Origin of the sequence: Cronobacter sp. JZ38 (assembly GCF_008932145.1) — a bacterium.
GTDB lineage: Bacteria > Pseudomonadota > Gammaproteobacteria > Enterobacterales > Enterobacteriaceae > Cronobacter > Cronobacter muytjensii.
Map to the genome: position 1 here is coordinate 1874331 of NZ_CP017662.1, position 12304 is coordinate 1886634.

The 12304-nt window shown below is 59.2% G+C and carries 15 protein-coding genes; all 15 read left to right on the forward strand.

Annotation, left to right across the window (positions count from 1 at the left end; all coding sequences use genetic code 11):
• The first annotated feature begins 40 nt into the window (after positions 1-40).
• The 15 genes from BJP61_RS08820 to tcyN all read left to right on the forward strand — a co-directional run bounded on the left by BJP61_RS08820 (position 41) and on the right by tcyN (position 12296).
• A complete protein-coding gene (locus BJP61_RS08820) occupies positions 41-1174 on the forward strand; it encodes a DegT/DnrJ/EryC1/StrS family aminotransferase (RefSeq protein WP_171998161.1) in 1134 nt (377 codons plus the stop codon).
• A complete protein-coding gene (locus BJP61_RS08825) occupies positions 1171-1809 on the forward strand; it encodes a NeuD/PglB/VioB family sugar acetyltransferase (RefSeq protein WP_171998162.1) in 639 nt (212 codons plus the stop codon). The genes BJP61_RS08820 and BJP61_RS08825 overlap by 4 nt, the downstream gene beginning before the upstream one ends.
• A 38-nt stretch (positions 1810-1847) precedes the next feature.
• Positions 1848-2087, forward strand: coding sequence for an acyl carrier protein (locus BJP61_RS08830; RefSeq protein ID WP_105662932.1), 240 nt, complete (start codon positions 1848-1850; stop codon positions 2085-2087).
• A 16-nt stretch (positions 2088-2103) separates the two neighbouring features.
• Positions 2104-2850, forward strand: a complete 747-nt coding sequence (locus tag BJP61_RS08835; protein WP_161581524.1) for an SDR family NAD(P)-dependent oxidoreductase — start codon at positions 2104-2106, stop codon at positions 2848-2850.
• Between the two features lie 12 nt (positions 2851-2862).
• Positions 2863-3606, forward strand: coding sequence for an SDR family oxidoreductase (locus tag BJP61_RS08840; protein ID WP_161581525.1), 744 nt, complete (start codon positions 2863-2865; stop codon positions 3604-3606).
• Positions 3603-3749, forward strand: a complete 147-nt coding sequence (locus BJP61_RS08845; RefSeq protein WP_171998163.1) for a hypothetical protein — start codon at positions 3603-3605, stop codon at positions 3747-3749. The genes BJP61_RS08840 and BJP61_RS08845 overlap by 4 nt, the downstream gene beginning before the upstream one ends.
• On the forward strand, positions 3746-5161 hold the full coding sequence (locus BJP61_RS08850) for an AMP-binding protein (RefSeq protein ID WP_171998164.1): 1416 nt from the start codon (positions 3746-3748) through the stop codon (positions 5159-5161). Before BJP61_RS08845 ends, BJP61_RS08850 begins: the two co-directional genes overlap by 4 nt.
• Positions 5154-6236, forward strand: coding sequence for an acyl-protein synthetase (locus BJP61_RS08855; RefSeq protein ID WP_171998165.1), 1083 nt, complete (start codon positions 5154-5156; stop codon positions 6234-6236). The genes BJP61_RS08850 and BJP61_RS08855 overlap by 8 nt, the downstream gene beginning before the upstream one ends.
• The gene (locus BJP61_RS08860) at positions 6220-7422 is read left to right on the forward strand and encodes an acyl-CoA reductase (protein ID WP_171998166.1); all 1203 of its coding nucleotides are present in this window, start codon (positions 6220-6222) and stop codon (positions 7420-7422) included. Before BJP61_RS08855 ends, BJP61_RS08860 begins: the two co-directional genes overlap by 17 nt.
• Positions 7423-7554: 132 nt before the next feature.
• Complete coding sequence (locus tag BJP61_RS08865; protein ID WP_004387973.1) at positions 7555-8274, forward strand: RNA polymerase sigma factor FliA; 720 nt, start codon at positions 7555-7557, stop codon at positions 8272-8274.
• Between the two features lie 60 nt (positions 8275-8334).
• Entirely contained in the window at positions 8335-8883 is a 549-nt protein-coding gene (gene fliZ / locus BJP61_RS08870) for a flagella biosynthesis regulatory protein FliZ (RefSeq protein ID WP_038862210.1), read from the forward strand.
• Between the two features lie 85 nt (positions 8884-8968).
• The gene (tcyJ, locus tag BJP61_RS08875; RefSeq protein WP_038862212.1) at positions 8969-9769 is read left to right on the forward strand and encodes a cystine ABC transporter substrate-binding protein; all 801 of its coding nucleotides are present in this window, start codon (positions 8969-8971) and stop codon (positions 9767-9769) included.
• A gap of 107 nt (positions 9770-9876) precedes the next feature.
• Positions 9877-10857: a D-cysteine desulfhydrase gene (gene dcyD, locus BJP61_RS08880; protein ID WP_038862218.1), complete on the forward strand. Its 981-nt coding sequence runs from the start codon at positions 9877-9879 to the stop codon at positions 10855-10857.
• A 21-nt stretch (positions 10858-10878) separates the two neighbouring features.
• Complete coding sequence (gene tcyL / locus BJP61_RS08885; protein WP_171998167.1) at positions 10879-11547, forward strand: cystine ABC transporter permease; 669 nt, start codon at positions 10879-10881, stop codon at positions 11545-11547.
• Positions 11544-12296 carry an L-cystine ABC transporter ATP-binding protein TcyN gene (gene tcyN / locus BJP61_RS08890; protein WP_171998168.1) on the forward strand — a complete coding sequence of 251 codons (753 nt, stop codon included), beginning with the start codon at positions 11544-11546 and terminating at the stop codon, positions 12294-12296. The genes tcyL and tcyN overlap by 4 nt, the downstream gene beginning before the upstream one ends.
• Positions 12297-12304 lie beyond the last annotated feature (8 nt).

Below are 12304 nucleotides of genomic sequence, written 5' to 3' on the forward strand. Positions count from 1 at the left end.
CGGGGCCGGCAACGTTTGGTGTAAAACACCGAGGTGTATCATGCAAAATCTTTTTGTCACCAGCCCGCTGCTGCCGCCGCTGGAAGAGTTTATCCCGTATCTTGAACAGATCTGGGAAAACAAATACCTGACCAACGGAGGCCCGTTTCATCAGGAGCTGGAAACCCGGCTCGCTGAATATCTGGGCGTGGAACACCTCTGCCTGTTTTCCAACGGCACGCTGGCGCTCCTGACCGCGTTACAGGCGCTGCGCATTACGGGTGAAGTGATTACCACGCCGTATTCGTTCGTCGCCACCTCGCACTCGCTGCTGTGGAACGGCCTGACGCCGGTGTTCGCCGATATCGATCCGGTGACCTGTAACATCGATCCGAACAAAATCGAACAGCTGATCACGCCAGCGACCTCTGCAATTCTGCCGGTCCACTGCTACGGCCTGCCGTGCGATGTCGACAAAATTCAGTCCATCGCCGACGCCTGGGGCCTGAAGGTGATTTACGACGCCGCGCACGCGTTCGGCGTGAAGAAAAATCACCAGAGCATCCTGAACTGCGGCGATCTGTCGATTCTGAGCTTCCACGCCACCAAAGTCTTCAACACCTTTGAAGGCGGGGCAATTATTTGCCCGGACGCGCGCATGAAGCAGCGCATCGACTACCTGAAAAACTTCGGTTTCGCGGGCGAAACGACCGTGGTGGCGCCGGGCATCAACGCCAAAATGAACGAAGTACAGGCGGCGTTCGGCCTGGTGCAGCTTGGGCATATCGATAACGCGCTGGCAAGCCGCGCGGCTATCCATGACCGCTACTGCGAATGGCTCGCCGATATCCCTGGCATCGAAACTTTCAGCGCGCCGGATGACGTGGAGTGGAACCACTCTTACTTCCCGATCCGCGTGAATGACGACTTCCCGGTGAGCCGCGACGCGCTCTATGAGGCGCTGAAAGCCGAAAACATCTATTCGCGCCGCTATTTCTACCCGCTTATTAGCGCGTTTTCGATGTATCGCCATCTGCCGTCGGCGCAGCCGCAAAACCTGCCGATCGCCAACGGCATCGCCGAGCGCATCCTGTGTCTGCCGATTTTCCCGGATCTGACCGAAGAGGAGCAGCGCCGCGTGGTGGATGCCATCCGCGCGCAGGCCGCGCTCGGCATGACGGAGAAAGTGGCATGAAGCTCGGTATTTACGGCGCAGGCGGATTAGGGCGCGAGGTGCTGACGCTGGCGCGCGCCATTAACCAGTGTACGTCGCGCTGGCGCGAAATTTTCTTTATCGATGATGTGACCGACGCGCGCGAAGTTTATGGCGCGGCGGTGGTGCGTTTCGAAGAGCGCCCGGCGGACTGCGAAGTGACTATTGCTATCGGCGAGCCGGTGCTGCGCCAGCGTCTCGAGCAGAAGCTGGTGGGCGTCGCGCCGCTCGCCACGCTTATTCACCCGAATGTCGATATCCCGACACAGAGCGAAATTCGCCCCGGCGCGATTATCTGCGACGGCGCATTTATCTCCTGCGGCGTGACGGTCGGCGAAAATGTGCTGGTCCTTCCGCGCGCCTGTGTCGGCCACGACTGCGCAATCGGTGCTCATAGCGTGGTCTCCGGCCTGGCGGCGCTTGCGGGCCACTGTACGGTGGGCGAGCGCGTGTTTATCGGCATGAACAGTTGCGTGAAAGAACAGACCCGCATCGGTGATGACGCCATCGTCGGGATGGGATCGGCGGTATTCAGCGACGTGGCGGACGCCACGATAGTCCTTGGCAACCCGGCCAGGGCGATGCGCCAGAACACCGAAGGCAAGGTGTTTAAATAAGCGCCGCGACAGAACATTTTTTTATCTGGAGTATGACCATGACGAACTTAGCGAAGTACAACACCATTTTTATGGAAACCTTTGAAGTGCCGGAAAATGCCCTGGCGGACTACAAATATCAGGACACCCCTTCCTGGGATTCCGTGGGCCACATGACCATGATCGCGGCGCTGGAAGAGACCTTCGACATCATGATGGATACTGAAGACATTATTGACTTTACCTCGTGGCAGAAAGGCAAAGAGATCCTGCAAAAATACGATGTAGAAATCGCCTGATATGACGGAGGTCAGCATGCTGCTCGCAGGAAAAAATGCGGTAATTACCGGCTGTCTGCAGGGGATCGGCAACGCCACGATGGTGGCCTACGCACGCCATGGGGCGAATATCTTCGCCTGCGTTCAGCAGGAAGATGCGGCGTTCAGCGCGCAAATCGCTGAACTTTCCGAACAATACGGCGTGACCATCACGCCGGTTTGCTTCGACCTGCTGGACGACGCGTCCATCAAGCAGGCCGCGATGGCGATTCAGAAAGCGAAAGTGCCGGTGGATATCCTGGTGAACGTGGCGGGCGTGACGCTCGACGCGCTGTTTCCGATGGTCACCATGGAGCAGTTGCACAAGACCTTCGCCATCAATTTCTTTTCGCAGATGGTGTTCACCCAGTACATCACCCGCCTGATGCTGCGCAATAAACGCGGCAGCATCATTAACATCTCCAGCATCTCCGGTCTCGACGGCAACAGCGGGCAGCTTGCCTACGCTGCCTCGAAGGCCGCGATGGTGGCGGCGACCAAAACGCTCTCTATTGAGCTGGCGCCGCAGGGTATTCGCGTGAATGCGGTAGCGCCGGGCGTGATCGCCACACCGATGACAGAGAATCTGGCAAGCGACGTGGTGGAAAGCAAGCTCGCTCACAGCGCGCTGCGCCGTACCGGGCGCGCGGACGAAGTGGCCGACACGCTGGTCTGGCTCGGCTCTGACGCCGCAAGCTACGTGACGGGCCAGGTGGTGCGCGTCGACGGCGGGATCGGTTATTAAAAGGGGAAGCCCATGTTGTTGAAAGAAAAAAACGTCATTATCACCGGCTGCGCGCGCGGTATCGGGCGCGCGATGGTGGAGGCGTTCGCTGCCGAAGGCGCGTGTATTTACGCCCATGCCCGCAGCGAAACGCCGGAATTTCTGGCTGACATGGCGGCGCTTGCCGAACGCTATCAGGTCGAGATCTGGCCGTTGTGTTTTGATCTGACCGATAACGACGCGATGAAAGGCGCGGTGAAACGGCTCATGAGCGACAAACGCCCTTTGCACGCGCTGGTGAATAATGCGGGTGTTATCTGGAACGCGCTGTTCCAGATGACCACCATGCAGACGCTGCGCGAGCAGTTTGAAGTAAACTTCTTCTCGCTGTTCAGCTTGACCCAGATGGTGTCGAAGCTGATGACCCGCCAGCGTTTCGGCAGCATCGTGAATATTGCCTCCATCGCCGCCGAAGACGGTAACTCAGGAAAAGCGGCCTACGGGGCGGCGAAAGCCGCGGTCGTCGCGCTGACCCGCACCATCGCCACCGAACTTGGCGAGCAGGGCATTCGCGCCAACTGCATCGCGCCGGGCATGACAGAAACCGATATGCTTTCAGCGATGCCGGACTACATTATCGAAGAAACCCGTAACGGCACCGATCTGCGTCGTCTCGGCGCGCCAAAGGAGATCGCTGCCGCCGCCGTCTGGCTGGTGTCTGATCTGTCGTCTTACGTAACTGGTCAGACAATACGAGTTGATGGCGGTATGCAATGAAAGATTACGTAATTAAAAACCGTCACATTATGTCATGCATTCCACAGGGCTACGGCCCGGCGGGCGAATACGCCTGGATGCTGGAGCAGTGCGGCTTAACGGCCCCGCAAGTGACACAACAGATTCTGGACGCGGTGTTATGACAACAGCGCCTTTCTGGCAACTCTCACACGCGCCGCGCGACGGCGTGGCGCTTATCGAAGATGGCGGCGTGACGCTCTCCTGGGGCGAACTGGCGCAGCAGGTGGCGCAGGTGCAGGCGCATCTGCCCGCCCGCGCGCTGCTGTTTTGCTTTTGTGAAAACAGCGCGGCATCGCTGACCGGCTATCTGGCGGCGCTCAACGCCCGCACGGTGCCGGTGATGCTCGATGGCCAGCTTGACGACGCGCTGGCAGGCGCGCTACAGGCCCGCTGGCGGCCCGGCTTTCTCTGGCTGCCGGAAGGGCGCGAGGCGGCGGGCGAGGTGCTGCTACGCCTGGGCGGTTATCAGCTCATCGCGACCGGTGAACCCGCGCCCGCGATGGATGACGCGCTGGCGCTGCTGATTACCACGTCCGGCTCTACCGGCAGCCCGAAGCTGGTGCGCCAGAGCTATCAGAATCTCATCAGCAACTGCGAGAGCATTTGCGACTATCTGGCGATTGACGCGAGCGAGCGTCCGCTGGTCTATCTGCCGATGAATTATGTATTTGGATTATCGGTCATCCATACTCACCTGGCGCGCGGCGCGACGCTGCTGATGACCCGCAGCGGCCCGGTGCAGCCAGGTTTCTGGGCCTTTGTCAAAAGCCAGCAGGCGACGTCGCTTGCGGGTGTCCCTTATACCTTCGAAATGCTTAATAAGCTGCGCTTTATGCGAATGACGCTGCCGTCGCTGCGCACGCTGACCCAGGCGGGCGGCAAGCTCTCCGCGACGCTGCATGAGGCGTTCGCCGCCTGGGCGCAGGCGCAGGACAAGCGTTTCGTGGTGATGTATGGCGCGTCGGAGGCGACCTCGCGCATGGGCTATCTGCCTGCCGGCCTGGCAGCGGCGCTGCCAGGCGCGATGGGGGTGGCCATTCCGGGCGGGCGCTTTACGCTGGAAGATGAACAGGGCGCGGAGATTCTCGCGCCGGATGAGACCGGCGAGCTTATCTATTACGGGCCGAACGTCTGTCTCGGCTACGCGCAGGAGCGTGCGTGTCTCGCGCGCGGCGATGAGTTTAATGGGCGGCTCGCGACAGGCGATCTGGCCCGCCGTGACGCGCAGGGCGTGTACACCATCGTCGGGCGCAAAAAACGTTTTTTAAAAGTGTTCGGCAACCGCGTCGGGCTGGATGAGCTGGAACAGCTGGTGAAAAACCGCTTTGTCGGGCTGGACTGCGCCACTGGCGGCGTCGATGACCGCATTACGCTTTACCTTACCGACGAGTCCCAGGCTGACACGGTGAAAACCTGGCTGGCGCAGACCTGTCAGCTGCATCACAGCGCGTTTCGCGTGGTGACGCTTGCGACAATACCGAAAAACGCCGCCGGAAAAACGCTTTACGCACAACTGGAGGCGCTCAGTGCTTGATTACGCGCAGTGGTTACAGCAACCCCCTTATTCGCTGGCGCGCGAGGACAAACGCGCGCTGATGACGCAGCGCCTGCAATGGCTCACGGAACATCATCGCGCAAACTGCGCGCCGTACCGCGCCATGCTTGACGGGCTGGGTGTGGATACGGCGGCGCTGACCGCGCCGGAAGAGGTGCCGTTTCTGCCGGTGTCGCTGTTTAAAAGCCTGACGCTTGCGAGCATCGCGCCGGACGAAGCGGTAAAGGTGATGACGTCATCCGGCACGACCGGCCAGGCGGTGTCGCGTATTTATCTTGATAAACAGACCGCGGCCAACCAGCAGAAAACGCTGGTGAAAATTGTCAGCGCGTTTACCGGCGCGGGGCGTCTGCCGATGCTGATTATTGACGCGCCTTCGGTGCTTAAAGATCGCACCATGTTTTCCGCGCGCGGCGCGGGCATTCTCGGTTTTTCTATCTTCGGCGCCGATCGCGCGTTCGCACTGGATGACGACATGAAGCTCGATATTGACGGCATCACGGCGTTTCTTGCGAAACACGCAGGCAAACCGGTGCTGCTGTTCGGCTTCACGTTTATGATCTGGCAGCATTTCTGGCGCGCGCTCGCGCAAAGCGGGCAGCGGCTCGATCTCAGCCAGGGGATTTTGATCCACGGCGGCGGGTGGAAAAAACTCGCCAGCGAAGCGGTGTCGCCGCAGGAGTTCGCCCGCCGCCTGCAAGATGTCTGCGGGCTGACGCGCATTTATGATTATTACGGCATGGTGGAACAGACCGGCTGCATCTACATGCAGTGCGAACAGGGTCACCTGCACGCCAGTATTTTTTCCGATGTGATTATCCGCGATCCGCACGATTTCTCGGTCTGTCCGCCGGGGCGTGCCGGGATAGTCCAGGTGCTGTCGCTTATTCCCGAGTCCTATCCGGGGCATTCGCTGCTCACAGAAGATGAGGGCGTTTGGCTTGGCGAGGATGACTGCCCCTGTGGACGGCACGGTAAATATTTTCGCATCAATGGACGCCTGCAACAGGCTGAAATCAGAGGATGTAGCGACACTTATGCAGCCCAGTTTTGATAACCTGACTTTTCTGCTGGGCGACGCCGCGCAGCTCGCCGCCCTTGAGCGTTTTCGCCCGCGCGCGCCGTTTGACGACGTTACGCTCACGTTCTTAAGCGAATTTTCCCGCCGGCTGCTGGCCGACCCGCGCGTGCGGGCCTACAGCGACGTGGTGAGCCTGGCCTTCTGGTGTCGTCCCGCGTCGCTTGAAAAGCTGCGTCAGGAATTTATGCCGCAGGGCATGACTCAGGGCCGCGGCGTGGCGTTTCATATCGCGCCCTCTAACGTGGCGGTGAATTTCGCGTTTTCGCTGGCGGCGGGGCTGCTTACCGGCAACGCGAACATCGTGCGGCTCTCCTCAAAACCGTTCCCGCAGACGGCGCTGATTTGCGATGCGCTGAAAGGGGCGCTGGCGCACGTGCCGGCACTCGCCGACAGTCTCTGTCTGGTGCAATACCCGCACGACGCGGCGCTGACGGACTATTTTTCCGCGCTGTGTGACGCGCGGCTTATCTGGGGCGGCGATCGCACTATCAGCGAGGTCCGGCGCTCGGCGCTGCGCCCGCGCGGCGTGGATATCGCGTTTGCGGATCGTTACTCCTTTGCGGTGATCAACGCCGACGCCTGGCTTGCCGCGCCGGATAAAGCGCGTCTGCTGGAGGCGTTCTATAACGACACGCTGCTCACCAGCCAGCAGGCGTGTACTGCCGCGAAAATGGTGGTCTGGACCGGCGATCGCGCCGATGAAGCGCGCGCGCAGTTCTGGCCCGCGTTCCGCGACTGGTGCGGTGAGCGCTACGCGCCGCTGCCCGCCACCGCCGTGAGTAATCTCGCGTGGTTCTGCGCCCATACGGTAAACGACCCGACGCTGCGACGCATTGCGCAACCCGATAATCGTCTGTTCCTGGCGCAAACTCACGCGCCGGATGGCGCGTTACTGGCGGATCATCACCAGAGCGGTTTGTTTATTGAATATGTTGCGCAGGATCTGCTGGACATCGCGCCGCTGTGCGGGGAGAAGTGCCAGACGATCGTGAGCTTTGGCGTAGATCCTCAGGATTTTCAACGGTTTTTAGCCACCGCTAAACCGCGCGGCGTCGATCGTATTGTGCCGCTCGGGCAGAGTATGCAGTTCTCTTTGCACTGGGATGGCTATCCGCTGGCTGAAATGCTGACCCGTCGTTTAACTTTAATTTCTTATTAATCAGCGTATTTTCAGCGAGTTAGCTTACAACCTGAAAATAACCCCTTATTTAGACCATTATTCTCCCGATTAAAAAGCGCTGTAGAATTAGATAATCACGCCGATAACTCAACTAACGCAGGGCCGTTTATCGTGAATTCTCTCTATACCGCTGATGGTGTAATGGATAAACACTCGCTCTGGCAGCGTTATGTCCCGCTGGTGCGTCACGAAGCGTTGCGCCTGCAGGTGCGTTTGCCGGCGAGCGTCGAACTGGACGATTTGTTACAGGCGGGCGGCATCGGCTTGCTGAATGCTGTAGAACGCTATGACGCCCTGCAAGGAACGGCATTTACCACTTACGCAGTGCAGCGTATACGTGGCGCGATGCTGGACGAGCTGCGCAGCCGTGACTGGGTGCCACGCAGTGTCCGACGCAACGCGCGCGAGGTGGCGCAGGCAATAGGCCAACTGGAGCAGGAACTGGGGCGTAACGCGACGGAACTGGAGGTCGCAGAGCGACTGAGTATCCCGCTTGAAGAATATCGTCAGATGTTGCTCGACACGAACAATAGTCAACTTTTTTCTTATGACGAGTGGCGTGAAGAGCATGGCGATAGTATCGAACTGGTGACGGAAGATAACCAGAACGAAAACCCGCTGCATCAACTGCTGGAAAGCAATTTACGCGAGCGTGTGATGGAGGCGATTGAATCGCTGCCGGAGCGCGAGCAGATGGTGCTGACGCTGTACTACCAGGAAGAGCTCAATCTCAAAGAGATTGGCGCGGTACTGGAAGTGGGCGAATCAAGGGTCAGCCAGTTGCATAGCCAGGCCATTAAACGTCTGCGAACCAAGCTGGGTAAGCTATAGGTTGTTGATTCGTCATCATCCTGGTAATGCCGCACAGAGGAACGACAACCAGGAGTTATCATGACGGCGCAGCAACCTAAAAGGCGGCCCCTGAGCCGCTACCTTAAAGACTTTAAGCATTCGCAGACGCATTGTGCGCATTGTCACAAGCTGCTGGACCGCATTACGCTGGTCCACCGCGGCGAAATTGTGAACAAGGTCGCTATCGCTGCGCTCGACACGCTTCTCGACGAGGCCACCTGGGAGCTTGAAAAGCAGGACTGGGTGGCGCTCTGTCGCTTCTGTGGCGATCTGCACTGTAAAGAGCAGAGCAACTACTTCGACATCATCGGCTTTAAGCAATACCTCTTCGAACAGACCGATATGAGCCACGGCACGATCCGCGAATACGTGGTGCGCCTGCGCCGTCTCGGCGCGCATCTCACCCAGCGTCAGGTGCCGCTCTCCCTTGCCCGTCAGGATAATCTCGACGAGCATCTGGAGGCGTATCTTCCGCTGACGAGCACCAATAATTACCGGATTGCGCTTCGCAAGTATGCCCAGTATCAGCAGCTCTCCTTAGCCCCGACGGAGAAAACCGCCTCAGCGGCCACTTCTGATATATATTAAAAAGGTATAAGTTGTAGCACAGTGGTTTTGATTTCTTTGCGTAACTACTTACACTACAACTCAATTTCGTTAATTCGGGGTATTTATGAAACTTGCACTTTTAGGTCGTCAGGCGCTGATGGGCGTTATGGCGGTAGCGCTGGTGGCGGGCATGAGCGTAAAAACCTATGCCGCGGAAAATTTGCTGAATAAAGTTAAAGAACGCGGCACGCTGCTGGTCGGGCTGGAAGGCACTTATCCGCCGTTCAGCTTCCAGGGCGATGACGGCAAGCTGACCGGTTTCGAAGTGGAGTTCGCCGAGGAGCTGGCGAAGCACCTGGGCGTTAAAGCCTCCCTTAAGCCTACCAAGTGGGACGGGATGCTGGCGTCGCTGGATTCTAAGCGCATCGACGTGGTGATTAACCAGGTCACCATCTCTGACGAGCGCAAGAAAAAATATGATTTCTCAACGCCCTATACCGTTTCCGGTATCCAGGCGCTGGTGAAGAAAGAGAACGCGGCGAGCATTAAAACCGCGGCCGATCTCAAGGGCAAAAAAGTGGGCGTCGGTCTTGGCACCAACTACGAAGAGTGGCTGCGCCAGAACGTACAGGGTGTCGATATCCGCACCTATGACGATGACCCGACTAAATATCAGGATCTGCGCGTAGGCCGTATCGACGCCATTCTGGTGGACCGCCTGGCGGCGCTGGATCTGGTGAAGAAAACCAACAATACGCTGGCAGCGGCAGGCGAACCGTTCTCCCGTCAGGAAGCGGGCGTCGCGGTGCGTAAAGGCAACGAGGATCTGGTGCAGGCTATCGATAAAGCGATCGCCGCGATGCAGCAGGATGGCTCGCTGAAGAAAATCTCTGACAAGTGGTTTGGCGCAGACGTGACCAAATAAGGTTATCGCTGCTGAAAAAAGGTGCTGATATCAGCGCCTTTTTTTATGCCGCCGGAAAATTGCTGCATAATGACGGTTTAACCGCTGAACTGGCATGAGGTTCCACGATGCATAATCTCACCCGCTTTGCGCGCCTTGAGCTTATCGGCGCCCCGACTCCGCTGGAGTTTCTGCCGCGCCTGTCCGACTATCTGGGCCGCGAAATTTTTATCAAACGCGACGACGCGATGCCGGTGGCGATGGGCGGCAATAAGCTGCGCAAGCTGGAGTTTCTCGCCGCCCAGGCGCTGCGCGAAGGCGCAGACACGCTGGTGACTGCGGGCGCGATTCAGTCCAACCATGTGCGCCAGACGGCAGCGGTGGCCGCGCGCCTCGGCCTGCACTGCGTGGCGCTGCTGGAAAACCCTATCGCGACCCGCGAAGAAAACTACCTGACCAACGGCAACCGTCTGCTGCTGGATCTGTTTAACGTGCAGGTCGAGATGTGCGACGCGCTCGACGCGCCGGACCGCCAGCTCGACGAACTGGCGGTGCGTCTGGAAGCCCAGGGATTTCGTCCGTATGTGATCCCGGTCGGCGGCTCGAACGTGCTGGGCGCGCTCGGGTATGTCGAGAGCACGCTTGAGATTGTGCAGCAGTGCGAAGGCATTGTGCGGCCCTCATCAGTGGTGGTGGCTTCCGGCAGCGCCGGCACCCACGCGGGGCTGGCGGTCGGGCTGGAGCAGGGGATGCCGGATGCCGAGCTTATCGGCGTGACGGTCTCCCGCACGGTGGCGGAGCAGAAACCGAAAGTGGTCGCGTTGCAGCAGGGCGTGGCGCAGGCGCTGGAGCTCGACGCCAACGCCGATATCGTGTTGTGGGACGACTATTTCGCGCCGGGCTACGGCGTACCTAATGATGAGGGCATGGAGGCGGTGAAACTGCTGGCGCGTCTCGAAGGCATTCTGCTTGACCCGGTTTACACCGGCAAAGCGATGGCCGGGCTGATTGACGGCATCGCGCAGCACCGCTTTAAGGATAACGGCCCGATTCTTTTTATTCACACCGGCGGCGCTCCGGCGCTGTTCGCGTACCATCCGCACGTTTAAACGCAGGGTGAAACCAACATAATGCAGGAAAGTATCCAACTGGTTATCGATTCGGCGCCATTTCTTCTGAAAGGGGCCATTTTCACACTACAGCTGAGCATCGGCGGTATGTTCTTCGGCCTGGTGCTGGGCTTCGTGCTGGCGATGATGCGGCTGTCGGCCTTCTGGCCGGTGTCGTGGCTGGCGCGCTTTTATATTTCGATTTTTCGCGGTACGCCGCTTATCGCACAGCTCTTTATGATCTACTACGGCCTGCCGCAGTTCGGCATTGAGCTTGATCCTGTTCCGGCGGCGATGATTGGGCTTTCGCTTAACACCGCGGCGTATACCTCGGAGACGCTGCGCGCGGCGATTTCGTCCATCGATAAAGGACAGTGGGAAGCGGCGGCGAGCATCGGTATGACGTCGTGGCAGACGCTGCGCCGCGCGATCCTGCCGCAGGCCGCGCGGGTGGCGCTGCCGCCGCTCGGCAACAGCTTTATCAGCCTTGTGAAGGACACCTCGCTTGCCGCTACGATTCAGGTGCCGGAACTGTTCCGCCAGGCGCAGCTGATTACCTCGCGCACGCTGGAAGTGTTCACCATGTATCTGGCCGCGTCGCTTATCTACTGGGTGATGGCGACGGTACTGTCCGCGCTGCAAAACCATTTTGAAAACCAGCTAAACCGACAGGAGCGCGATCCGAAATGAGTGCCATTGAGGTCAAAAACCTGGTGAAGAAGTTCCACGGGCAGGCGGTGCTGCATGGCATTGATCTGGAAGTGCAGACCGGGGAAGTGGTGGCGATTATCGGCCCCAGCGGCTCCGGCAAAACCACGCTGCTGCGCAGCATTAACCTGCTCGAACAGCCGGAGAGCGGCACCGTGCGCGTGGGCGATATTCTTATCGACACCGCGAAACCGGCACGCGAGCAGCGCGGTCTGGTGCGGGCGCTGCGCCAGCAGGTGGGGTTTGTGTTCCAGAGCTTTAACCTGTTTCCGCACCGCACGGTGCTGGAAAATATCATCGAAGGGCCGGTTATCGTGAAAGGCGAGCCGAAAGCCGACGCCACCGCCCGCGCACGTGAGCTGCTGGCGAAAGTGGGGCTATCCGGTAAGGAAAACAGCTACCCGAAACGCCTTTCCGGCGGACAGCAACAGCGCGTGGCGATTGCGCGTGCGCTGGCGATGCGCCCTGAAGTTATCCTGTTTGACGAGCCGACCTCGGCGTTAGATCCGGAGCTGGTGGGCGAAGTGCTGAACACGATTCGCCAGCTGGCGCAGGAGAAGCGCACGATGGTTATCGTGACGCATGAGATGAGTTTCGCGCGCGACGTGGCCGACCGCGCCATCTTTATGGATCAGGGCAAAATCGTGGAGCAGGGCGAGGCGAAAGCCCTGTTTGCTAACCCGACGCAGCCGCGCACGCGCCAGTTTTTAGATAAATTTCTTAATACCTGATGCCTCGC